Origin of the sequence: Flammeovirga sp. SJP92, assembly GCF_001583495.1 — a bacterium.
Classification (GTDB): domain Bacteria; phylum Bacteroidota; class Bacteroidia; order Cytophagales; family Flammeovirgaceae; genus Flammeovirga.
This window is the reverse complement of record NZ_LQAQ01000092.1, coordinates 32,355-55,225: the sequence shown is the minus strand read 5'-3', so window position 1 is coordinate 55,225 and position 22,871 is coordinate 32,355. Positions and strand designations below refer to the sequence as shown.

22 protein-coding genes are annotated in these 22,871 nt (G+C 34.6%); 10 read left to right on the top strand and 12 right to left on the bottom strand.

Translation table 11 applies throughout. The annotated features are described in order from the left end of the window. Positions 1–1,476 (bottom strand): DPP IV N-terminal domain-containing protein (locus AVL50_RS20845; RefSeq protein ID WP_157491471.1); only part of this gene is annotated, 1,476 nt, incomplete at its 3' end. Positions 1,477–1,495: 19 nt separating this feature from the next. Here AVL50_RS20845 and AVL50_RS20840 point away from each other — a divergent pair. Beyond that, the gene (locus tag AVL50_RS20840; protein WP_063850822.1) at positions 1,496–2,041 is read left to right on the top strand and encodes a DUF255 domain-containing protein; all 546 of its coding nucleotides are present in this window, start codon (positions 1,496–1,498) and stop codon (positions 2,039–2,041) included. A gap of 70 nt (positions 2,042–2,111) precedes the next feature. Here the strand turns inward: AVL50_RS20840 and AVL50_RS20835 are convergent, their stop codons facing one another. From AVL50_RS20835 to AVL50_RS20820, 4 genes are all read right to left on the bottom strand, one after another. Beyond that, positions 2,112–3,566, bottom strand: a complete 1,455-nt coding sequence (locus tag AVL50_RS20835; protein WP_062618416.1) for an aminoacyl-histidine dipeptidase — start codon at positions 3,564–3,566, stop codon at positions 2,112–2,114. 79 nt (positions 3,567–3,645) lie between these two features. Beyond that, complete coding sequence (aat, locus tag AVL50_RS20830) at positions 3,646–4,359, bottom strand: leucyl/phenylalanyl-tRNA--protein transferase (RefSeq protein ID WP_062618419.1); 714 nt, start codon at positions 4,357–4,359, stop codon at positions 3,646–3,648. An 87-nt stretch (positions 4,360–4,446) separates the two neighbouring features. After that, positions 4,447–5,688: a hypothetical protein gene (locus AVL50_RS20825; protein WP_062618415.1), complete on the bottom strand. Its 1,242-nt coding sequence runs from the start codon at positions 5,686–5,688 to the stop codon at positions 4,447–4,449. Then, positions 5,688–6,767: an FAD-binding oxidoreductase gene (locus AVL50_RS20820; RefSeq protein ID WP_062618414.1), complete on the bottom strand. Its 1,080-nt coding sequence runs from the start codon at positions 6,765–6,767 to the stop codon at positions 5,688–5,690. Before AVL50_RS20820 ends, AVL50_RS20825 begins: the two co-directional genes overlap by 1 nt. Positions 6,768–7,172: 405 nt before the next feature. Between AVL50_RS20820 and AVL50_RS20815 the strand changes: the two genes are divergently transcribed. From AVL50_RS20815 to AVL50_RS20805, 3 genes are all read left to right on the top strand, one after another. Next, positions 7,173–7,814: an MBL fold metallo-hydrolase gene (locus tag AVL50_RS20815; protein WP_062618413.1), complete on the top strand. Its 642-nt coding sequence runs from the start codon at positions 7,173–7,175 to the stop codon at positions 7,812–7,814. Between the two features lie 2 nt (positions 7,815–7,816). Next, positions 7,817–8,515, top strand: coding sequence for a CDP-diacylglycerol--serine O-phosphatidyltransferase (gene pssA / locus AVL50_RS20810; RefSeq protein WP_062618412.1), 699 nt, complete (start codon positions 7,817–7,819; stop codon positions 8,513–8,515). A 121-nt stretch (positions 8,516–8,636) separates the two neighbouring features. Next, on the top strand, positions 8,637–9,320 hold the full coding sequence (locus tag AVL50_RS20805) for a hypothetical protein (RefSeq protein WP_157491470.1): 684 nt from the start codon (positions 8,637–8,639) through the stop codon (positions 9,318–9,320). A 20-nt stretch (positions 9,321–9,340) separates the two neighbouring features. On the opposite strand, the gene AVL50_RS20800 is transcribed toward AVL50_RS20805, so the two are convergent. From AVL50_RS20800 to AVL50_RS20790, 3 genes are all read right to left on the bottom strand, one after another. Continuing rightward, complete coding sequence (locus AVL50_RS20800; protein ID WP_062618410.1) at positions 9,341–10,564, bottom strand: hypothetical protein; 1,224 nt, start codon at positions 10,562–10,564, stop codon at positions 9,341–9,343. Positions 10,565–10,622: 58 nt separating this feature from the next. Then, positions 10,623–11,795: an AI-2E family transporter gene (locus tag AVL50_RS20795; protein WP_062618409.1), complete on the bottom strand. Its 1,173-nt coding sequence runs from the start codon at positions 11,793–11,795 to the stop codon at positions 10,623–10,625. A 177-nt stretch (positions 11,796–11,972) separates the two neighbouring features. Beyond that, positions 11,973–12,296 (bottom strand): DUF3276 family protein, encoded by a 324-nt coding sequence (locus AVL50_RS20790; protein WP_062618408.1) that lies wholly within the window; start codon positions 12,294–12,296, stop codon positions 11,973–11,975. Positions 12,297–12,475: 179 nt separating this feature from the next. On the opposite strand from AVL50_RS20790, the gene AVL50_RS20785 reads away from it, so the two are divergent. The 3 genes from AVL50_RS20785 (at position 12,476) to AVL50_RS20775 (ending at position 15,049) form a co-directional block, all read left to right on the top strand. Next, positions 12,476–13,234, top strand: coding sequence for an SPOR domain-containing protein (locus AVL50_RS20785; RefSeq protein WP_062618407.1), 759 nt, complete (start codon positions 12,476–12,478; stop codon positions 13,232–13,234). A gap of 17 nt (positions 13,235–13,251) precedes the next feature. Then, complete coding sequence (locus tag AVL50_RS20780; RefSeq protein WP_062618406.1) at positions 13,252–14,046, top strand: septal ring lytic transglycosylase RlpA family protein; 795 nt, start codon at positions 13,252–13,254, stop codon at positions 14,044–14,046. A 91-nt stretch (positions 14,047–14,137) separates the two neighbouring features. Next, a complete protein-coding gene (locus AVL50_RS20775) occupies positions 14,138–15,049 on the top strand; it encodes a DUF58 domain-containing protein (protein WP_044203801.1) in 912 nt (303 codons plus the stop codon). 289 nt (positions 15,050–15,338) lie between these two features. On the opposite strand, the gene AVL50_RS20770 is transcribed toward AVL50_RS20775, so the two are convergent. Continuing rightward, positions 15,339–16,823 (bottom strand): acetyl-CoA hydrolase/transferase family protein, encoded by a 1,485-nt coding sequence (locus AVL50_RS20770; protein WP_062618405.1) that lies wholly within the window; start codon positions 16,821–16,823, stop codon positions 15,339–15,341. Positions 16,824–17,280: 457 nt separating this feature from the next. Here AVL50_RS20770 and AVL50_RS20765 point away from each other — a divergent pair, with 457 nt between their 5' ends. Together AVL50_RS20765 and hisS are read left to right on the top strand one after the other, a co-directional pair. Then, entirely contained in the window at positions 17,281–17,925 is a 645-nt protein-coding gene (locus tag AVL50_RS20765; RefSeq protein ID WP_062618404.1) for an Imm26 family immunity protein, read from the top strand. 193 nt (positions 17,926–18,118) lie between these two features. Then, positions 18,119–19,492 carry a histidine--tRNA ligase gene (hisS, locus tag AVL50_RS20760; protein WP_062618403.1) on the top strand — a complete coding sequence of 458 codons (1,374 nt, stop codon included), beginning with the start codon at positions 18,119–18,121 and terminating at the stop codon, positions 19,490–19,492. Between the two features lie 203 nt (positions 19,493–19,695). On the opposite strand, the gene AVL50_RS20755 is transcribed toward hisS, so the two are convergent. The 3 genes from AVL50_RS20755 to AVL50_RS20745 form a co-directional block, all read right to left on the bottom strand. After that, positions 19,696–20,619, bottom strand: coding sequence for an aspartate carbamoyltransferase catalytic subunit (locus tag AVL50_RS20755; RefSeq protein WP_062618402.1), 924 nt, complete (start codon positions 20,617–20,619; stop codon positions 19,696–19,698). A 68-nt stretch (positions 20,620–20,687) separates the two neighbouring features. Further along, the gene (gene pyrR / locus AVL50_RS20750) at positions 20,688–21,227 is read right to left on the bottom strand and encodes a bifunctional pyr operon transcriptional regulator/uracil phosphoribosyltransferase PyrR (RefSeq protein ID WP_062618401.1); all 540 of its coding nucleotides are present in this window, start codon (positions 21,225–21,227) and stop codon (positions 20,688–20,690) included. Positions 21,228–21,285: 58 nt separating this feature from the next. Further along, entirely contained in the window at positions 21,286–21,795 is a 510-nt protein-coding gene (locus AVL50_RS20745; RefSeq protein WP_062618400.1) for an NUDIX domain-containing protein, read from the bottom strand. A gap of 205 nt (positions 21,796–22,000) precedes the next feature. Between AVL50_RS20745 and AVL50_RS20740 the strand changes: the two genes are divergently transcribed. Continuing rightward, positions 22,001–22,528 (top strand): hypothetical protein, encoded by a 528-nt coding sequence (locus tag AVL50_RS20740; RefSeq protein ID WP_157491469.1) that lies wholly within the window; start codon positions 22,001–22,003, stop codon positions 22,526–22,528. Positions 22,529–22,871: the final 343 nt, after the last annotated feature.

The window sequence follows — 22,871 nt, the reverse complement described above, 5'->3', positions numbered from 1 at the left end:
TTTTTTAGCAGGATCAAAATCTGCAGGCTTAATCATTCTTGTATTTAAGATCGATGTGCCATCAGCAGCTTTAATCGTTGAAAGTTCAATAGGAGAGACCTTGTAATCTTTAAAAGGATCTTCAGCCTCAAGTACAGTTTTGATTGTTTTTCCATTTACATCAAAAATAGATTGCTTATTTGCTGTACTTAAATTTGTAAAGGCAGATAAGAACAAATTACTTGACGCGTCAAATTGTACTTGGCTATAAACACCACTTTGATTGGTGATTTTTGAAACTTTTTTCGATTTTAAATTCGCTTTATAAACTTGTCTATCTAAACCGTTATTGTCTGTTCCTAAAACAAATAGGTTTTGGTTTTTCTTGTCAAAACCAATCACATCCATTACCACCCAATCACCTTTTGTCAATTGAGCTAATTCTTTTCCATCTGTATTGTAAAGGTACACATGCTCAAAACCATCCTTTTCCGTTCTCCATATGAATTGTTCATTACTATTTGGAAGGAACTCCATTGGGTGAGTAATGGATAAGTATTTCTCATCTTTTTCTTCAAATAATGTTTTGATGAACTCACCACTAGAAGCATTGTATTGGTTTAGTGCCAAATGATTTTGACCTCTGTTTAAAATACCGATATAGATATACTGCTCATCAGGACTCCAAACAAGGTTCGTTAAATATTGCTCCTTTGGACCTTCCGTTTTTACTTGAATACTTTTTCCAGTTGCAACATTATAAACATGCAATGTTACTTCCTCACTCTTCATCCCTGCCATTGGGTATTTGATTGGGTTGGCAGAAGCAGGAGTTGTTGCAAGATTCACCAATGGGTAATCCGTCACCATTGTTTGATCATTTCTGTAATAAGCAATGGCATTACCTTTTGGAGACCAGTAAGTCCCTTTGTGGACACCAAACTCGTTTCTATGCACTACTTGTCCAAATACAATTTCTTTATTTTCTTCATCAGAGATTTGAATTTCCTTGCCATTTACATTCAAGAATAAGTTATTCTCAATAGTGTAGGCGGCTTTAGAATAGTCACTGCTGAAATCAACATTTGCACCCTCTTCATTCCAAGTTCCAACTTTAGAAGATTGTTTAGTGACAATATCAGTTTTAAAAACTTGCCCTTTTAATTTGAAAATAAATGCATTTTTAGCAACCCATTTGTAGTAAGGGAATCTTTTTAGACTCTTTAAACTTTCATTAGAGTTTTGAATTTCTTCTAAAGAAATAAGCGTTTTCTTGCTGTCTTTTTTAGCATAATTGGCCACTAAAGCATTATCTTCGATAGTGGTGTAATAGCCTTTAGCGTCAGGTTGCCATTGAACATTTACTCTTTCAGGGTAAAAAGTAGACCATCTACCTACGATGGATTCTTCTAATGTTAAGTTTTTTTGCTGTGCTTGAACGTTTAAAGCACTTATCATTAAAAAGCAAAGGACTGCTAAATTATAAAATCGTTTCATTTTGAATCTTATTATTGATATGCGATTTCAACTTTCTGTAATTTGTATGTTGGTACTTTCCCAAAGTTTATGGGCACAAGATAAAATCGAGTGGTTAAGCTTTGAAGAAGCCATTACGAAAAGTAAAAAAGAACCTCGGAAAATATTGATTGATGTTTATACAGACTGGTGTGGCTGGTGCAAAAAGATGGACAGGTCCACTTTTTCAGATCCTTCAATTGTAAAATATGTAAATGAAAATTATTATGCTGTGAAATTGAATGCTGAGTCTAGAAAGGCTATTCAATTTCAAGGGTCTACTTATAATTTTGCTCAACAAGGAAGGAGGGGTTATCATGAGTTGGCCGCAACCTTATTGGATGGTAAAATGAGTTTTCCAACTACCGTTTTTATAATTGTAGATAAAAAAGAACAGCTTTTATCACAACCTTTTCCTGTTCCAGGTTTTCAGGATAAAAAGACAATGCATCTTATTTTATCTTTTATAGAGGAAGGAGCTTTTGAAAATGTAACTTTTGATGATTTCAAAAAAAAGTATACCTCACCTTATCTCAAATCCAAATAAACATCAAAAAATGGTGAATTAGAGTTTGCTCAAAGCATTCTAATTCACCATTATTTTTATTGTCGAAAGATTATTTCTTTGCTACTCTTTCTAAAGTGATTTTAATAAAGTCCCAGAATCTGCGGACTGTATTAATTTCACACATCTCATCTGGAGAGTGAGGGTTTTTGATGGTTGGACCAAAAGAAATCATATCCAAGTGAGGATAGTGACTGCCAATAATACCACACTCCAAGCCAGCATGCACTGCATTTACAATTGCAGGCTTATTAAATAATTCTTGATGGATTTCTTTCATTTCCTCCAAGATTTCAGAATTGGCATTAGGCGTCCAGCCTGGGTAAGCACCACCATGTTCAACATTTCCTTCAGTGATTGCAAAAGCACCTTCAATTTGGTGTGTTACATCATATTTCGCAGAGTCAACTGAACTTCTTGTCAAGAATTGAACAACCACTTTTCCTGCTGTTACTTGTACTCTTGAAAGTGAAGTAGAAGTTTCTACTAACCCTTCTAAGTCGTCTGACATTCTGATGACTCCACATGGAGCAGCGTAAATAGCACTAAATAAAGCTTCTTGCGCTTTAAGATCCATTACTTTTGAAGGTAACTCAGCAGTTTCAAGGTTCACCACTAAATTAGGTTCAGTAGCATGTAATTCTTGCTTGATTGTCGCTTCGAATTCAGCTACATAAGCTTTGAATTCTTCCACCTTATCTTCAGCAATTACAACCGTAGCAAAAGATTCACGAGGAATAGCATTTCTTAAACTTCCACCGTCAATTTCCGCAACTTCTAAACCGAATTGTTGGTTCGTTCTCCAAAGTAAACGGTTCATTAATTTATTGGCATTACCACGGCCTAAGTGGATTTCACAGCCTGAGTGACCACCTTTCAAACCTTTCAAATCAATTTTGAAAGCGGCTCCTTCTGCAGTTACTTCTTCGTAGTTGTAATTGACATTTGTATCAATACCACCTGCACAGCCAATGCACAACTCATGCTCATCTTCAGTGTCAAGGTTTAATAAAATATCACCATCAAGCATACCGCCTTCTAAACCGAAAGCACCCGTCATGCCTGTTTCTTCATCTATAGTAAATAAAGCTTCAATTGGACCGTGAACAAGTTCTTTAGAAGCTAAAATACCCATCATTGTTGCTGCACCAATACCGTTGTCAGCACCCAATGTAGTTCCTTTTGCCTTTACCCAATCTCCATCAATGTAAGATTGAATTCCATCATTGTCAAAATCAAATTCAGTATCCGCATTCTTTTGGTGCACCATATCAATATGTGATTGAATGATAATACCTTTACGGTCTTCCATACCTGGAGTAGCAGGCTTTTTGATGATCACATTGCCTGTTTTATCAACAAAAGTAGGTAACCCTAAATCTTCTCCAAACTTCTTTGTAAAAGCAATAATTCTTTCTTCTTTTTTAGATCCTCTCGGAACCTCATTCATTTTCTCAAAGTTTTCCCAAATATCAACGGGATTCAATTGAGCTACTTCTTTGTTCATGTTTTGTCTATGTTAGTATGTTGAAGATTAACCACTTTGTTAACCTTCTATTCAAATTCAGTTCAAAAATAATATAAACTTAGGGATTTGTATAGAAATCAGTTCTAAAGATTTCATTCCAGTTTTGTCGGTCAAATTCCCTTTGTTGGTTTCTATTTGTATATAAAAGGAAGGCATCCCTAGGGATTTCCTCTGCACCTAGGCTTTCTAGGTGAGGAGTATGCATTTGACAATCAATGATTTCGTACTGCTGTTCAATCAAGTTTTGACAGAGCATGATGAAACCATATTTAGATGCATTACTTCTTTTTGAAAACATTGATTCACCAAAAAAAGCTTTCTGCATGGCACCTCCGTATAATCCTCCCACTAATTCATCTCCTTCCCATACTTCCACAGAGTGCATAAATCCAATTTTGTGCAATTGATTGTAGGCATCTTCCATTTCGTCAGTGATCCATGTACCTCCTTGATCAGGTCTGTAGATTTCTTTGCAGGCAGAAATGACACCTGCAAAATCTTGATCAAAAGTTACCTTAAATGTATTACGCCTTAAAAGTTGACGCATACTCTTTGAAACGTAAATGTTTTCAGGAAATAAGACACAACGGGGATCTGGTGACCACCAAAGTAATGGGTCCTCAGGGTTGAACCACGGAAAAACGCCACTTGCGTAGGCTTCAATAATTCTTCTTGGAGTTAAATCACCACCTACCGCAAGAATGCCACTCTCATCTGTCATACGGGCAGGAGGGAATAGTACGCTGTCTTCTTCTAGCTGAAATATCGGCATGTTTTCTTTTTTGTGAACAATCAGGAATGAACCCACCTTGGTTTTTTCCGATTATTACGATAAAAATATGTTTAAAAATAAGAAAAATTACTTTTCCTCAGCTATTAATATAAGGTAATATTCATTCATTGATGTGTAGGCTGTGATAGGAGTGGCGTACATCTGAATCTTTTTTCTTTCTTTGTTCTTTGGATTGAAAACATCAATGTGTTTGACTATCTGAGGCTTATTCTCCAGTTTAACCGTAATAATTGGGTGTTGTTCACTAGGCATTTCAACATTAGTACCCGAGATGAAAATTTTCCTAACATCCAGTAAATCATCCTCACTTGAAGGTAAAACACCCTTTCCGAGTAACTCTTTTCCTTTCTCATTAAGGAAAATAGGAATACTGTCTGCATCGGCGATCATCATACCCACAGTTGCTTTTTGGAAACTGTCAAAAAAGCCTTTCAACTTGGAATTACCATTGGATGATTGAGCTTTTTCGGCTTTTTTCTGATACTCTGCTAGTTGTTCTTTTGCCCATCTTAGTTCTTGTAGTTGTGCATGATGTCTCTGTGTGGCTTCTTGTTCTGATTCAGGAGGAAGGCCATTATTGTTACGCTTGCTAAAGGAAAGATCATACTCCATAAACAACTCCTGCCATTCATTGGGTACATCTCTTTCTAGTTCGCTGTTGATACCTTGACTTTCATATTCAAGGTGCTTAAAAAATTTTGTTAAAGGTCTTCTCAACCAAGTATTGGTACTTGATAAATGATAGATAAATAGAATACCAATGATCAGGATGGATAACACAGTCAAAGGTAAAGAAGCAAAACCAGCTTTCAGCCATAAGTCTGATTCCTTCACTACAAGAACAATTGACTTTAAAGTATTGTCGGGTGAAGCTGACCTTACTACAAACCATCCTTCCACCTTCTGACTACTTTTATAATCTTTATCCTTAAAAAAGACTTTTAGGTCACTTGTTATTTCGTTGGCTTGACTTCTATTCAGAATGCTTCTTTCTTTTCCTTTATTGACCCAATACAGAGCTGTTCCATTGTCATTAAGATAATAAACATCACAAAGTGTGATACTAAATAAATCGAAAGCATCTGTTTTTACTTCCTGAATAGTTTTTTCAATTTCAGTAGAAGCATTTTTATAATTCACTAATGCCTTGGAGTTGGAAACCGTTTTTTGTAATTGTAGTTTCTCTAGTTTAACATCAAAATATACTTTTGCACCTGTTGCAGCTAAAATTAATACCAATGAAAAAATAAAAAGTAAAACAGTCTTGAACTGTAATTTAGAAAAAATGGTATTGAGCTGTGTATTCATTATTTCGAGTTTTGTTCTATCCTTTGTTGTTTAGAAAGCCTGTTCAACCTCACTTCATAAGGTAGTTCCTTTCCGTTTTCTATACTATCAAGCAATAATTCTGAAAAATAAGGTCCAAGTGAAACGCCTTTGGCCCCTAATCCATTAAATATATGAATATTTTTATATTTTTCATGAGTACCAATAAAAGGCCTGCGATCAAATGTTGCTGGACGAATTCCAGACCAATGTTCCAAGATTTCAAATTTGTCATTGACCAATGGTTCTACTTTTTCTAAAAGCTGTCTTTTTCCTTTTGGAGTAGGTGACTCCATTTCTTCCACTCTTTCATAAGTAGCTCCTAACTTACAAGTGCCTTGGTCATCGATAGGTAAAATAAATCCATTTCTGTTGACGATGTGTTGAAACCTTGCTTTTTCGAATTTAATGAGCAGTAATTCTCCTTTTACCGGTCTAAAATCTAACGCTGTAAAGTAAGGATTATTTTCTACTTTATTCCCTTCAGCAAAAATGATATGTTTTGCCTTGGTATCTTTATATTTTATATAGCCATCTTTATGTTCGATAGCATTAAAATCAAATTCCTCTTCAATAATATTTTTCCCGTTTTGTGCTTTAAAAGCGTCTAAAAAAACAGGTATATCCAAGTAGCCACTTCTATGTACTTCCATTCCTCCAAAAGTACCATCAATAAATTCATTATAAAGTCCCTCTTTCACAAACCCTTTGACATAAGAATTGTATTTCTCATCGGCACTTGCTGCTATCCAGTCTGTTTGTTTTTCTTGTGAATCAAATGGAAAATAAAGAGGAATGGAGATAAAACTTTTGATATTGTATTTCTGATCAAATGCAGGATAAAAGTTTTCAATTTTATCAAAAATATGATCACAAAGCCATGTTTTTACCATTTTCCTTCCGGTGATGGGATTGTACAAACCACCAGCCACTCTTGATGAATTTTTAAGACTTCCATTGTCAACCAACATGAATGTCTTATTTCGCTCCGCGATTGTTTCTGCTAAAATACTTCCAGCAAGTCCTTGCCCTACAATTAGATAATCTACTATATCTGTCATACCAAATACTCAAAAAATAAATACTGCCACAAATATCATATTCTATTTATAAAAAAGTACTATTTGTAGCTCTATTTTAAGACTATTGCTAGAGTGTAAGGAATGATGAATTTATTGAATTGTTTTTATTAATGTAGTTGTTGTAAACTGAGTGCTTGTCAACTGTCAAATTAGATTTACATAACCTTTAAGACTATTACTTTCAAGTTTCTTCTTCTTCTTCATTTTTTCATTGCTAAAAATTCTTCTTTTGGATTCAAAACTCAAAAACCCTTAAATAATAGCTTATCATCGTTAAAATTTGTACGTTCGAAGAAATTTTAATTCAAATAGAACTTATCCATATAAGATGAATCGCATTTGATTGATCTTTAGATGAGTAGCAATAAAAGCATAATAATCAAGATGATTAACGTACATACATTAACTTTTAGCCCTTTTCAGGAAAATACTTATGTAGTTTGGGATGAGACAAAAGAAGCGATAATTGTTGACCCAGGCTGTTATGATACTTCTGAAGAAGAAGCACTAAAAGGTTTTATTGAAAGCAATGGTTTGAAAGTTGTGAAAATTGTCAATACACATTGTCACTTGGATCACGTATTTGGTAATAAATTCTGTCAAGATACTTTTGGTGTGAAATTATATATTCCAAAAGGGGAGATTGAAACATTGGCAATGGGTGCAGATGCGGCGGCAAGATATGGCATCCCTGGTTTTGTGACTTCTACACATGATGAACTTTTGGAAAATGAGGGAGAGGTGACTTTTGGTAATACATCCCTTCAAATTTTATATGCTCCAGGTCATTCTCCTGGTCACTTAGTATTCTTTGATAAAGATCAGAAAATTGCTTTAGGTGGTGATGTATTGTTCAAAGGCTCTATCGGTAGAACAGATTTGCCAGGTGGTGATCATCAAACATTATTGGATAATATCAAAAATGTAATGTATGCCTTGCCTGATGAAACCATTGTGTATCCAGGTCACGGACCATTTACAACGATCGGTGATGAGAAAAGAAGTAATCCATTTGTAAGAGGATAATTATGGGAATAAAAAAACATATACCTAATGCAATTACTTGTAGCAACCTTATCAGTGGTTGTATTGGTATTTCATTTTGCTTTGAAGGCGACTTGGTTCTAGGGGCGACAATGATTTTGATAGGGGCCACATTCGACTTCTTTGATGGTTTTGCCGCTAGAATGTTGAAAGTTTCATCTCCAATGGGTAAAGAGCTAGACTCACTGGCAGATATGGTTACGTTTGGTGTTTTGCCGGCGGTCATTCTTTATCAATTGCTTTTGCAGGTCGAGCTACTATCAGATACACAGACCACTTATTTGCCATATATCGCTTATTTGATTGCGGCATTTTCAGCAATTCGTTTAGCGAACTTTAATATTGATGAAAGGCAGTCGGATGGCTTTATAGGGGTTCCAACTCCAGCCAATGCACTATTGATTGGTTCCTTGCCGTTAATCTTGAAATTCTATCCTGAGTTTTCTCCCTATATTCTGAATAAATATCTTTTGATAGGAATAGCTCTAGTGATGTCTTATTTGATGAATGCCGAGATTCCTCTAGTTTCATTAAAGTTCAAGAATTTTGGATGGAAAGGAAACGAAGCAAGGTATATCTTAATAGGAGTAACCGTATTATTATTGATCTTCTTGCAAGTTGCTGCACTCCCTTTGATTGTAGTAACGCAGGTATTAGTTTCTGTTCTTTTCAGAAATAAATAATTTTGTTAAAATGACAGTACAAAAAAGCACTGTCATTTAGAGCATGTTTGGAATATATTTTTTTACTAAAAAAGTTTCAAACATGCTCTTATTTTTAAAGCAAACTATCTTTTTATTAACTATGAAACACTTCATTATTTTTCTTTTCTCTATCCTTCTGTTTTCATGTCAGGAGAAATCAACCAAATATGAGTTCTATTCTAAATTATTAAATGATGAAAAGCTACCAATTTTAAATTTAGATACTGTCAATACGTTTGGAGATTTTTATGATGTAGTTATTGCTCCTTGTACTCAAGATAAAAAAGTATTTAAAGATAATGGGCTTACTTGGGATAGTTACTTGTTAGTGAAAAGTGATAAGAACGGATTGGAGTTTCCAGTTAATGTAAGTTATTCATGTATTGAGAAAAAAGGCCTTACGGGTTGTAGAAAGAGTTTTAGAAATCAGGTCAATATATCTGACAGTTCTGTTTTCAATAAAAATGATATTACAAACTATATGTTGAATAATGGAAGGGAAAGGAACTTTTCAGATGCTCCACAGAAAGCAACTATTATACTATCCTATACAGAGTCATTTCCTACTGATAAAATGATCAAGGATGTTAAAATTATACAGGAAGCTTATTTTGATTGTTGGTCTTTTCTTGCCAAGAAAAGTAATATTGATGAGCTTAATAATGAGGAGTTAAAGAGGTCTTATAAGATATTGCCAATAAAAATCTTCATTGATACTAAAGACAGTAAAAGGTATTATTCAGGTAGAAGAGATATAAGCTTTATGTGTTCTCCTGATTTTTAATTAGAGACTTCGATTGTTGTTTAAAAAGAGATGAGTTTTCTAAGTTTCTTTCTGAAAAATACACCCCATAATAGTATCAAAATTAGAAAAGAACAGAGGTGAAATTTCCAATTCCACATAAAGCTGAAATTGTCGTTTTCTTGATATTTTAAAGCTGTTGCTCTTCCCCAGGCTATAAAAGCATCAGCCATTGGCAATCGGCCAAATAAATACATTTTCATGTTCTCATGCTTTGATACTAAACCGAAAGCATTTATAGTTTTGTATTGCTGTGCGGCAAAGTCTGTATCTTCATATACTGCAAATGTGCCGATGCTTACGATAGTTCCTGCAAAACCAACCCCAAAAATTACAGGGCCAGAGTCGATATCGCCAATACCAAATTCACCTTTAGGATACTCACGAACTGAAGGTAGTGCAAATGTAGTTTCAACAAAATGCTTCTTAAATTTTTTATATTGTTCATTGCCAAAATCAGGGTCAATTTCAGATAGCATTCTTAATATAAGAGTCGTAGACGAACCTCTTGAATTTTCTATAATTTTAGAATTTTCAAAATGAGTTTGATGTGCTATCATTCCTAAATCTGGTTCTAAAGAATTCCTGACTTTTTTGATCCATTCCTCAATGATACCCTTATATCGAGGAGTGAATGTTTTATCATAATTTGCTAAAGCAGCTATTGCAATAAAATTATCTGCCGGCCATGATTGCATAGGGTAAGATTCTAAAAAAGGGATAGAGGACTGTTCAAATGCATTTGCTATGATATCGCACTTTCTTTGTAATGTTTTGCGGTAATGTTCAGATTTAATAAAGGAAGTATCTACAGCCATTACTTTAGAAAGGAGGTAAGTAGACCAGCCAGCATAGAACACCCCGTATTCAGGTTTCAAGAATTTAGCAAAATTGATTTTAGCGTCAGCAGTATCAATGGCATGATAAGCAAATAAAGCCTCTTCAATGGCTTTCTTTTTCAATGCGTCATCTTTTGGTTGAGCTAAAGCAAACTCACACCAAGCTAAGCCGTATAATGCATTGACAAAGACTAATCCCTCTGGAAAGAGTCCTTGCATATTTTCACCTAATTGATTGAATTTTAATTCCTCTTCCAAAAAGTTCAGTTGTAAAAGTATATCATTAGCCTTTTCTTCTTTTGTGAAATGTTCCGTATGTAATTTCAAATTAATGCTAATTACAGCAATAGTAACACAGGCTAAAATAAATAGGTTTAGCTTTCGCATATGTAGGTAGTGTAGTTAAAAAAATGGAATTTAGTTTGCTTGTTGTCTGAATTTAAAGTCAGTCTTTTCTCAACTTTGGTACTTTATCTCTAAAGATCTGATAGCGCTTATAACCATACCAAAATTCTTCTGATCCCACTTTAAGAATAGTAAGGGTTGGTATGGCGAAAATCATCCCCACAACGCCTCCTAATGCAGAACCTACGAATACTGCAAGAAAGATAGCCAAAGGGTGCATTTTTACACTACGAGAGAATATGATAGGCTGTACAGCCACATTGTCGACAAGCTGTACCACACCAAATACTGAAAGTACTTTGACGACAAGGAAAATATAGTCTGACATTTCTGTTAGAGAAGGATCGGTAAGTATACCCACCAATACGCCAAAGGTACCACCAATGAATGGTCCAAGATAAGGAATTAGGTTGGCTACAGCAGCAAAAACGGCAATTGTGATAGCATATTCCACATTGGCGATTTTTAAACCGATGGTGGCAATTGAGAAGATACTTAGCATTTGTAAGAATAAACCTAACAGATAACTTGATAACAGCTTTTCAGTTTTAATGATTGCTGAAATTGAAACTTCAAAATATCGATTAGGAATTAAAATGATAAGTTGTCTTCTCAGTAAACTTGGATCATACAAGAAAAAGAAAGTGATGAACAAAACTGCCATGGTTCCAACGAAAAAGTTACCTGTCAGGGCAATTAAACCATTAACAAAAGATCTGATACTATCACTTTGGATCAAGGAAGTAACTCGTTCTGTTAATTGTTTGATCAAGAAACCTTCTTCAGCATCTTGTAATATGTATTCTCTAATTAAATTTTCTATACTATAAACAGGACCTTCAACCACCATAATCAGTTCTTGGGTATTCTTATCGGTCAATACTTCAATCTGACTTTTAATCAAAGGATAGAAGAGAAAGACAAATAAACCAATGATCCCAAATAGGATGATAAAAGAACAGAATACGGCTAAGGTTCGCGGAAATTTATAACCGAAAGCATGGAAGTTGGCGATGTAATTGGTTGGTGTTTGCAGGATGGATGAAATAATCATTGAAATGACGATGTACGCTAAAATATCTTTGAGCTGTACAGAAAGCCATCCTAACACAAGAATTATGGCGATAAACAGAAATAAATTCGTAATAGAACGAAAGTACTTTGCAACAGATGCAATGGATTTAATTGAATTATAGAGTTTATCAGGTACCATATCAATCGTTTAGTACATCAAAAAAATGAATATTAGAAATGGGGCTTTATTAATCTAAGGTCAATAAAATGGAATTATTCATATTGCTCTTAGTTTATTAGATTTTAAAGATAAAAAAGACTCCTACTTTAAGAAAATAAGTAAGAGTCTTTTTTTCATCTGGAAATGATCAAAGGCCTAATAAGATAAGTCATTATCTAATGGCTCGCTTTTGAAGTCATTATCGAAACTTTCTTTGTATTCGTAGTCCTCATCGGGTAAAAGATCATTCTTGACCTTGTCTACGCATTCACCAAGAGCATCAACAAATTTCTCAAAGTCTTCCTTGTATAAGAAAATTTTATGCTTTTCAAACACAGGTTGATCATCCTTGAAACGCTTTTTACTTTCCGTAATTGTCAAGTAATAGTCGTTCGATCGAGTTGCTTTAACATCAAAGAAGTAAGTACGCTTGCCGGCACGAACTTTCCTTGAAAAGATTTCTTCTCTTCTCTCTTCCACAGTCCTAATCTTTTAGTTTATTTACGATCCTAATTTTTATATAACATTTCTATTATCCAAATCAAATCGAAAAAAAATGCATATTATTTCTACTTTCAGGCTAAAATTGAGTAAAAGGAGAAAAAAATTGTAAGTTTACCTTCGTTTTTAATGAAGATTCTAAGAAACACTGACCCTTAATGAAGAGAAAACTTTTTTTGATCCTTGTATTTTTTTTAGCTCTAAATCATTTTTCATTCTCTCAGTCCATCACCAAAATTGGTTATAAAGAGTTAGGGAAGGCTTCCTACTATCCAGATGACCGAGATGGAATTATTACCAGAGGCGGCGTAAAATTTAGTAAAGACTCCATGTATGTTGCTCATAAATATTTTCCTTTTGGAAGTATTGTTAAAGTGAGAAATATCAACAACGGAAAAACGGCTTTATTAAAAGTGGTGGACAGACCTTATACTTCATCCAGAATTATTGATATGACTTATGAGGCGGCGCAAAGACTAGATATCATAGGAAAGTCAGAGAGTACTGTTGAAGTTACTTTGGTGGACACACCAACAACTTTACGTCAAAAACAACAAAAGAAAAGAGAGACTGTGATTGTTCCAGTTGAGGTGCCAGATGCTCTTGAGGTCGATAAAGCACTCTTTAATGGGGTGGGGACTTACAATTTAATGGGAGAAAAACAGAAGACTGAAGGTGTTGGTATTCAGTTTGCTACTTCATCTGATTTGGAATTCATCCTTAGAGAAGGAAATAAAATTGAATCAAATTACCTTATTTCCTCTATTTTTGTGCAAACAGGCTGGTCTAACGGTCAAAAAGTTTTTCGCTTGTTGATCGGTTGTTTTCCAACCTCAGAAAATGCTCAAGCATTATTACAGTTATTGAAGAAAGGAGGCTATGATGACTGTTTCATTAAAAAGCACCATAACAATTAAATCATATTATTATTATCATGAACCTGAAGAAGATCATTCTTTTACTATTCTGCTTAGTGACGATAACTACACTTTACGGACAAACTAAAGTAGGTGATAAAAAAAGAGGACAGTCGTCTTACTACGCTAATAAATTCCATGGAAGAAAAACAGCTAATGGGGAGCGTTTCAATATGTACGGCTATACGTGTGCACACAGAGAGTTGCCTTTTGATACTTATCTTAAAGTAACCAATCAGAAAAATGGTAAGTGGGTGGTTGTAAGAGTGAATGACAGAGGACCATTTAAGTCGAACCGTATTCTTGATCTTTCAAAAGCAGCCGCTTCTAAAATTGGAATGATTGAAGATGGTATCGCAAAGGTTGAAATTGAAATCTTAGCCATTAATGGGCAGGGAACTAAAGTAAAAGAAGGAACTTCTGGCAGTTCTGGTCAATCGATATCCTCAAAGGACGTCAAGAAAGATAAAAATAAGAAGAAGCCGGATACTGCAGTGAAAACGCCAAAAAGTAAACCTTCAAAGTCTTACGGAGCTCCAGGAACTTATAGTATTTGGGGAACGGCCAAAGACATTAAAAAAGGTTACGCAGTGCAATTGGCATCATATTCTAACTTAGCAAAGGCAAAAGAGGCAGGGAAGTCTGCTAATAAAAAGGGGTTGACTGAAATCTATATTCAATCCGGTTATCATAAGAGTAAAGTGATTTACCGTTTGCTTTATGGAGACTTTTCTCAGAAAGAAGCTAGAAATAGTGTCAAAAAAGTAAAATCAAAAGGTTATAAAGGTGCCTTTGTCAAAAAGCATTTGTAACTTATGTAAAGAAGTTGAGACTTCTTATTCAAATGAAGTTAGTTCAGAGAGCTAACATTACACACTTCATGAAGTTAAAGTAAGACTATACATGTTACAAGAAATCTCTTTTGATACCATAAGACAATACGGTAATATTGAACTTCTTGCCAAGCAAATGGTGGAAGGCTTTATTACAGGTTTACATAAATCTCCCTATCATGGTTTTTCTGTTGAGTTTGCAGAGCATAACCTCTATAATCCAGGAGAAAGTACAAGACATATCGACTGGAAAGTGTATGCACGTACTGATAAGCTTTTCACCAAGAGATATGAAGAAGAAACTAATCTAAGAGCTATGATTGTTCTGGACCGTTCTCCTTCTATGTATTATCCAGATAAAACTTTTGATAAGATGGCGTTTAGCACTATGGCCGCCGCTTCTCTGGGGTATATGCTACAGAAGCAGAGGGATGCTGTAGGCTTGTGTACATTCTCTGATGATTTGGAAGAAATGACACAAGTGAAATCAACCAGAACGCATTTACATCAGATTTTTGTAAAACTACAGCAGATGCTGGAAAAACCACCACCACAGAAAGGTACACACATTGCCAAAGTACTGCATCAGGTGGCAGAGACCATTCATAAGCGTTCTTTGGTTATTATCTTTTCTGATATGATGGGTCAAATGGGCAATAGGGATGAAATGTTTGCCGCTTTGCAACACTTAAAGCATAATAATCATGAGGTATTATTATTCCATGTTGCCGATCATAGTACAGAATTGCAACTAGAATTTCCCGAACGCCCTATGGTATTTGTGGATGTTGAATCAGGGCAAAAAGAAAAGCTTCGTCCATCACAAGTACGTGAACAATACCAACAGACCATTCAGCAACTTTATCATGATCTGAATGTGAAATGTGGTCAATATAAGATCGATTATGTAGAGGTGGATAGTAAAAAGGATATCGATCAAATCATTATTCCTTATATGCTCAAAAGGCAGAGAATGAGATAAGGAGGTAAGAGGTGAGAATGAAGAGTAAAGGTGATCCCTGTAGTAGCGTAGCCCGCTACGCTTTCAAATAACAAAAGAGACTATCTTTATTGACCTTGTTCGTTACAAAATAAATCATTTTATCTGTTTTCAATTATAATGAAAATCTCTACCCTGTAGTAGCGTAACCTGCTACGCTTTTACCATCAGAAATCAATTTGATAGAATTATAAAAAGAAAGCCGTTCCAACCAAAGTTGAAACGGCTTTTTGAGTATAAAAAAATTACTCTAAAAAATATATGAAATGAATTACCATTTCGTGTTTCTCATATCACCTGATGTCATAAACTCAGAGTGCATGTTGAATACTCTATCTAATGCTTGAGGAGTTTGTGGATGTCCTGAAGTTACTTCTAAGTACTCTCTTAAAGTAGACTTGTAATCAGGGTGAACACAATTCTCAATGATGGCTTCAGCACGTTGACGAGGAGATTTACCTCTTAAATCTGCCACACCTTGCTCAGTGATGATTACTTTCACAGAGTGCTCTGAGTGATCTTCGTGAGATACCATTGGTACAATAGCACTTATGTTACCACCTTTTGCTACTGATGGGCATGTGAAGATCGATAAGAATGAGTTACGAGTGAAGTCACCGGAACCACCAATACCGTTCATCATCTTCGTACCCAATACGTGTGTCGAGTTGATGTTACCGAAGATATCTGCTTCAATAGCAGTGTTGATTGTAATCAAACCTAACTGACGAACAATCTCAGGGTTGTTTGAAATTTCTTGAGGACGTAATACTAATTTATCTCTGAAGAATTCGAAATCACCGTAGATGTCTTTTAAAACTTCTGGAGAAACAGTTAATGAACAACCAGAAGCAAATGTAATATCGCCGTTTTTCATTAAATCAATTACAGCATCTTGGATGACCTCAGTATACATTCTGAAAGGAGGGATGCCAGGGTTTTTACCCAATGAACCTAATACCGCGTTGGCGATATTACCCACACCAGATTGGATTGGTAAGAATTCTTTAGGAATAGTACCTTTTGCCAATTCACCCGCTAAGAAGTTAGCTACGTTATCACCAATTTTTTGAGTTACCTCATCAACAGGAGCAAAACCGCCTACTTCATCAGGAGCATTTGTTTCAACAATACCCATGATTTTTGAAGGCTCAATTCTTAATACAGGCTCGCCGATTCTAGCATCAGGAGAGTATACAGGAATTGACTTTCTGTAAGGAGGATCTAATGGTTGATAGATATCGTGAAGACCTTTGATAAACTTAGGGTGATTACTGTTTAACTCAATAATAACCTTTTTCGCTAATTTTGTAGCGGTTGGTGAAATACCTACACCTGATGTAAGTACAACCTCGCCATTAGGAGTAATATCTGCTGCTTCAATAATAGCCACGTCAATTTCACCAAAGAAACCATAACGCATCTCTTGTGCTAATGCAGACAAGTGCATATCAAAATATTCCACATGACCATTGTTGATGGCTCCTCTCATATCCTTATTTGATTGATATGGAGTACGGAATTTAACAGCATTTGCTCTAGCTAATTCTCCATCTAAAGAATCACCTGTAGAAGCACCTGTGATCATTCCGATCTTAAATTCTCTACCTGCTTCATGCTCTTTTTTTGCTTTTTCAGCAATAGCTTTAGAAACTACTTTAGGAGATCCTGCAGGAGTGAAACCACTAAATGCGACTGTTGTATTATGATGTACATATGACGCCGCTTCTTCTGGAGTTAAAATTTTAAATGGCATATTGTATTTTGTCTTTGCTTTTTAAAACTGATATTGTTTATTTCTATTAAGTGTAATAATTCAATTTTAAGAGGTCTAAAAAGTCACACAATGTTGATGTGTTATTTAATATTAACCTTGAAATTACACTGTAAAGATAGAAGGACGTCAGGTGAAAAATGATGACCGTTTAACAACCCCAAAAGGTGATTAAAGTAATATATTCTGTAATATTTTTTAATGAAAAGGTTAGGGGCGTCATTGTAGTTGAGGGATAGGAGTGTTTAACTGTAGAGGTAATTATAAATACTGATTCCTGTAGCAACTTAGCATTGCTACGTGATGTATTTAAAAAGAACGTAATTCAACATCCTTTAAAAGGGATATGAATTTTCATATCTTTATTATTGTTAGTCTTTGTAAATAAGCAAACTAAAGATTTATACCATTCAGAAATAGACTAAAACTATTGTAAAAAATGATTAGAGAAGATTTATATGAGTTGCCCTTAGAAAAAGGTATGGGCTTTTTAGTAGTGGGAGTGATCTGCCCAGAAGAGATAGAGATGTTAGGTGGTGAAAAAGGTTACTCTCATTTATTAAATGTATACAGAGAAGTATCGAATACTCCATTTAAGAAAAATCAAGAATTTTCTCAACTCTCTGAGTTGATGCCTCCTTTTGTATTAGCTAGAAAACCGAAGAGTAGAGGAAAACAGAAGTGGAGAAAGATTGGAAGTAGAAGTTTAGAAGAATATAGACTTCCAGAGTTTTATAGTTGCTATTCTGATTTTTATAAAAAACATGAAGAAGAGGAATGGTGGGATATTATATCAAGAATCTATTCAAATGAAAAACGATCTTCAGAATATAATAAAGTATCTCACTTAATGCCATGGTTACATATTAATTTCTCAGGTTTAGCTACAATCATTACAATGTATTTTATCAAGAATAATGGAAAAGAGATTTTAGATTACTATTCATTGAGGAGTAAAGAAACATCTTCAGATGATGAATTTATTGAAGAGGTTTATTATTGGATTTTGAATCTTCCTGATTACTCAAAAGTACCTCAAGAAATTAGGTGGGTGGAGAATAAAAATAAGATTGACATTCAATAGGGAGTTGAAAATCTTCACTTTAAAAAAACTGTAGAAAAGATTTTCAAATTAATGTTAGTTCGGATGATTTATCTAAGTTTCAATAAACTTCCCTCTAAATAAATGTCATCATTGTAATTCTATTTTCATTTTCCTTCAAAAATGATGTAATTGCGCATTCTTAAAAGAAAAGAAATACTATATAATTATATAAATGGCAAAGCAGAAACCTAGCGTACCTAAGGGTACTAGAGATTTTGGGCCCGAGCAAATGGCCAAGAGAACTTATATTTTGGAAACAATTAAAGACGTTTACAAGAAATATGGTTTTCAAAACCTGGAGACACCAACTATGGAAAACCTTTCAGTATTGACAGGTAAGTATGGTGATGAAGGGGATCAGCTTTTATTTAAAGTTGTGAATACTGGTGACTACTTGGAAGATGTAAATGCAGAAGACCTTGAAAAAGGAGCAAAGCATATGCTTCCAAAAATCTCTAATAAAGGTTTAAGATATGACCTTACTGTACCTTTCGCAAGATACGTTGTGATGAACCGAGGTACATTAAGCTTTCCATTTAAAAGATATCAAGTACAACCTGTTTGGAGAGCAGACAGACCTCAAAGAGGACGTTATAGAGAATTCTATCAATGTGATGCCGATGTGGTAGGAACAGATTCATTATTATGTGAAGCTGAAATCCTAGCAATGATGGGTGAGGCGTTGACGAATCTTCAAATCACGGATCACACGATCAAATTGAACAACAGAAAAGTCTTGACAGGTATTGCTGAAGCCATCGGTGAAAACGGTAAAGAGTCAGAACTTTGCGTTGCGATTGATAAATTGGACAAGATCGGTGTGGAGAAAGTAAACCTTGAGTTAGTAGAACAAAGAGGTTTTACGCAAGAAGCAGTAGATCAATTGACGCCAATCTATGAAATGAGCGGTTCAACTGCAGAGCGTATCGAAAAGATGAAAACGTTCTTAGCTTCTTCAGAAGTGGGATTGAAAGGTTTAGCAGAGTTGGAAGAAGTATTCAACTACACAACTAAAATGGGTGTTCCTACTGAAAAGGTAGAATTTGATGTAACACTTGCTCGTGGTCTTTCTTACTATACAGGTGCTATCTTCGAAGTGAAGGTAAACAATGCCAATATGGGTTCTATCAGTGGTGGTGGTCGTTATGACAACCTAACTGGCGTATTCGGTTTAGATGGAATGTCTGGCGTTGGTTTCTCTTTTGGTGTAGATAGAATCTATGACGTATTAGAAGAGTTGGATTTATATCCGTCATCAGCTGTTGAGACAACAAAAGTAATGTTGACGAATTTTGATGACCAAGGAAGAGATTATTCATTACCATTATTACAAAAATTGCGTAATGCAGGAATCTCTGCTGAATTATATCCTGATAATGCCAAAATGAAAAAGCAAATGAACTTTGCCAACAAAAAAGGTATTCAGTATGTAGTTTTAGCTTGGGAAGACGAAATGGCTCAAAACAAATACTCTTTGAAAAACATGAGTACTGGTGAGCAAAATATGCTTTCAGCAGATGAGATTGTGGACCTTTTGAAAGGGTAATCAATCTTTGACTAAAATATAAGAGTCGCTCTTGGAGTAAAATCTAGGAGCGACTTTTTTTATTGCTAAAACTAAGACAATATTTGAGTGTTATTTGAAGTACTTTTCACTTACATAAGACTTTATTCATGATACCCCAAAGCATAAAAAAGGCAGTCACCAAATTCATGATAACTGCCATCTATATTTTTATTTAGATAAGACTACACATCTTTCTTCCCTGCCAATAAGTACAACGCCGCCATACGAGTAGCTACGCCGTTCTCCACTTGATCAAGGATGATTGCATTTTCAGCATCCGCCACATCAGAAGTGATCTCCACACCTCTGTTGATTGGACCTGGGTGCATTACTACGATTTCTTTATCCAGTGATTCTAAAATCTCTTTTGTCAAACCAAAGTTCTGAGAGTATTCTCTTACCGATGGGAAGTTCTTTACCAATTGTCTCTCCATTTGGATACGAAGCATATTGGCTACATCACACCATTTCAAGGCTTTCATCAAATCATGCTCAACGATAACGCCAAGATCTCTGATGTATTTTGGAATTAAAGTATGAGGTCCGCAAACCATTACTTCAGCACCAAGCTTTTGTAAAGCGAAAATATTGGATAATGCCACACGTGAGTGAAGGATATCACCCACAATCACTACTTTCTTACCTTCCACAGTACCCAATTTCTCACGAATAGAGTAAGTATCTAAGATCGCTTGAGTAGGGTGTTCATGAGTTCCATCACCTGCGTTCAAGATCGTAGCATCAATATGCTTAGCCAGGAAGTGAGGAGCACCAGGGCTTGAGTGACGCATCACAATCATATCTACTTTCATAGATAAAATGTTGTTGACTGTATCAAGAAGTGTTTCCCCTTTTTTTACTGAGCTACCACTCGAAGAGAAGTTAATCACATCTGCTGATAGTCTTTTTTCAGCCAGCTCAAAAGATAATTTTGTACGGGTAGAGTTTTCAAAGAAAACATTGGCGATAGTAATATCTCTAAGAGAAGGGACTTTTTTGATGGGGCGATTAATCACCTCTTTAAATTGATCGGCGGTTTGAAAGATCAGTTCTAAGTCTTCTCTAGTGAGATCTTTTATTCCAAGTAGATGTTTCTGACTTAACATTATATGAATATCTGCAAGAAATTGATGTATATAAAAAAACGGTCATTCTAACGAACGCCGTTGTAAAATTATTGATTAATAAGCCAAAGGTTATCTTCCTGATGACCTTCTTCTTTCCATTCTGCTTGAATGTATTGTGATTGAATTGAATTGACCACCTTACCAACGTAGGTAGGTTCAATTGGTAAATCACGGCTATATTTTCTATCTACTAAACAAAGTAGCTCCACTTTTCTAGGACGACCAAATGCCATCATCGCATCTAAAGCCGAACGGATAGATCTTCCTGTAAAGACTACGTCATCGATAAGAATAACGTTCATATCTTCTACAAGAAAAGGAATATCGGTTTTGCTAGGAGTGAGGATACTTTGACCTCTTCTGAAGTCATCGCGGTGAAAAGTAATATCCAACTGACCCAAAGGAACTTCAACCTTTGCCAGTTCTAAAATACGTTTCTTAATTCTTTCAGAAAGAATGATTCCGCCTTGCTGAAGACCAATAATCACAGTGTTAGAGAAGTCTCCATGATTCTCAATCAACTGTTGACTCAGTCTACTTATCGTAATGTCAAGTAATTGACTTTGTAATATGCTTACTTTTGCCATTTTCTATTTCTAGAATTCATTACAGGGAAATTTACCCCTTCGATTCTAACCTGTAAATCTATGAATTTTCTTTCAAATTTGTATAAAAACCTCGCATTTTGATGAGTTCTTCTAAAGAATTACAATGACGGAACAAATGATGCTTTTCATCTACATGTTTTTCTTTTAGTTCTTCAAAAGAAGTAAAGACCATATTATCAATTGTTTGTTTGTCTTCTGCCATTTCAGGATCAATTCCTGTCACCAATTCACCTTTAACTCTTTTCACCATAAAAAAAAGTTCAATGCCATGTAAAGGAAGATCAAAAAACTCATGCGTAAACATAAATTCATCAATTTCAACCTCAAGACCTGTTTCTTCCAGGAACTCTCTTTTCAAAGCCTCTTCCACAGATTCGCCGTAATCTAAACCACCGCCAGGAGGAGCCCAGAAAATACCTCTTTTACCAATACCATGATGTACAGCCATCAATATTTTATCATTTTCTGCCAATACACCACAGACTCTCACTCTTAGTCGATGTCCGAATGTTTTTTCTATATCTTCTTTGGATGCTTTGTTGCTCATTTTGTTTAGTGATAGATTGTGATGATAAAAATTCAAATATACTAATTCATATTTTTATAGGTTACATCTATGATGGATAATAAAGGATTGGTAAAAACTTAAATTGTAGGTTCATTTTTACTAATGAATATGATAATGGGATATATTTTCTTTATTATATTATCAGTTACACACTTCAATTTTTACAATTAATTTATTTCTAATAATGAACTATACTGCATATTTGAGAATTAGCTTATTAGCCTTTTTTTACATATTAATGCCCCCATATTTGAGTGCTCAGGAAAATAATAATTTGAAAAATATTTTATCAAATTACATGATAGATGAATGGCTTCAATGTGTTAATGAAGAATGCATAGATTATAATTATAAAGTGGATGGATTTTCAAAAATTATGTTAGTTAAAGTGCCAGATTGCAACTATGAAGATGAAGGCCAAGCAATGTTTATTATTGTAAATGGAGAAGTAAAACATAGTGAGGAAATAGAATTTGATCATAACTTTAAATATGTTTCCGATGTTAAAGGTTTTACCCTGTTCTCTCATCATTCAAGTATCAATGGAATGTTTAAATATTATTTTGTAGATCTAGATACCTTTAGAACCTATACAACTAGTTTCTTGGATGCTCCTTTTTCATTCCAAAAAATAAACTTTAAAGAAGAAACTGTTGAGGGATTCAATGTCGATTTAAACAAGAAAGAGACATTAAATTTAAAGGCACTCTGAAGCTGTTGATTTTATTATGATAACTTTTCTATTCTGGTTATTGCCTTAATTAAATGTGCTTTATCTTAGGTGATTTTCAATTAAAAACTTCCATTAACCGTTCTCAAATAACCGACTTTCTATAAGATTTTTGTTTACTTAGTTGTATTTTAAGTAGTTAGTGTTTTGAAATTGTTTCAAGCTCTGTTTTTATACGTAAACTTTTGAATATTAAACTTTTAAATAAGTAATGTACGTAATAATTTAATTTTTAAGTAAGTAGTATTACTTAATAATGTTGCGTAATTTCTCCTGCTGAAAAACAGTTTTTTACCTCTTAAAAAACTAGATCAACAATGAAATA

What these genes read in the sequence shown, in the direction of transcription:
- AVL50_RS20840 (WP_063850822.1), top strand. Translation starts at nt 1,496, where the DNA reads ATGCGATTTCAACTTTCTGTAATTTGTATGTTGGTACTTTCCCAAAGT.
- AVL50_RS20835 (WP_062618416.1), bottom strand. Translation starts at nt 3,566, where the DNA reads ATGAACAAAGAAGTAGCTCAATTGAATCCCGTTGATATTTGGGAAAAC.
- aat (WP_062618419.1), bottom strand. Translation starts at nt 4,359, where the DNA reads ATGCCGATATTTCAGCTAGAAGAAGACAGCGTACTATTCCCTCCTGCC.
- AVL50_RS20825 (WP_062618415.1), bottom strand. Translation starts at nt 5,688, where the DNA reads ATGAATACACAGCTCAATACCATTTTTTCTAAATTACAGTTCAAGACT.
- AVL50_RS20820 (WP_062618414.1), bottom strand. Translation starts at nt 6,767, where the DNA reads ATGACAGATATAGTAGATTATCTAATTGTAGGGCAAGGACTTGCTGGA.
- AVL50_RS20815 (WP_062618413.1), top strand. Translation starts at nt 7,173, where the DNA reads ATGATTAACGTACATACATTAACTTTTAGCCCTTTTCAGGAAAATACT.
- pssA (WP_062618412.1), top strand. Translation starts at nt 7,817, where the DNA reads ATGGGAATAAAAAAACATATACCTAATGCAATTACTTGTAGCAACCTT.
- AVL50_RS20805 (WP_157491470.1), top strand. Translation starts at nt 8,637, where the DNA reads ATGAAACACTTCATTATTTTTCTTTTCTCTATCCTTCTGTTTTCATGT.
- AVL50_RS20800 (WP_062618410.1), bottom strand. Translation starts at nt 10,564, where the DNA reads ATGCGAAAGCTAAACCTATTTATTTTAGCCTGTGTTACTATTGCTGTA.
- AVL50_RS20795 (WP_062618409.1), bottom strand. Translation starts at nt 11,795, where the DNA reads ATGGTACCTGATAAACTCTATAATTCAATTAAATCCATTGCATCTGTT.
- AVL50_RS20785 (WP_062618407.1), top strand. Translation starts at nt 12,476, where the DNA reads ATGAAGAGAAAACTTTTTTTGATCCTTGTATTTTTTTTAGCTCTAAAT.
- AVL50_RS20780 (WP_062618406.1), top strand. Translation starts at nt 13,252, where the DNA reads ATGAACCTGAAGAAGATCATTCTTTTACTATTCTGCTTAGTGACGATA.
- AVL50_RS20775 (WP_044203801.1), top strand. Translation starts at nt 14,138, where the DNA reads ATGTTACAAGAAATCTCTTTTGATACCATAAGACAATACGGTAATATT.
- AVL50_RS20770 (WP_062618405.1), bottom strand. Translation starts at nt 16,823, where the DNA reads ATGCCATTTAAAATTTTAACTCCAGAAGAAGCGGCGTCATATGTACAT.
- AVL50_RS20765 (WP_062618404.1), top strand. Translation starts at nt 17,281, where the DNA reads ATGATTAGAGAAGATTTATATGAGTTGCCCTTAGAAAAAGGTATGGGC.
- hisS (WP_062618403.1), top strand. Translation starts at nt 18,119, where the DNA reads ATGGCAAAGCAGAAACCTAGCGTACCTAAGGGTACTAGAGATTTTGGG.
- AVL50_RS20755 (WP_062618402.1), bottom strand. Translation starts at nt 20,619, where the DNA reads ATGTTAAGTCAGAAACATCTACTTGGAATAAAAGATCTCACTAGAGAA.
- pyrR (WP_062618401.1), bottom strand. Translation starts at nt 21,227, where the DNA reads ATGGCAAAAGTAAGCATATTACAAAGTCAATTACTTGACATTACGATA.
- AVL50_RS20745 (WP_062618400.1), bottom strand. Translation starts at nt 21,795, where the DNA reads ATGAGCAACAAAGCATCCAAAGAAGATATAGAAAAAACATTCGGACAT.
- AVL50_RS20740 (WP_157491469.1), top strand. Translation starts at nt 22,001, where the DNA reads ATGAACTATACTGCATATTTGAGAATTAGCTTATTAGCCTTTTTTTAC.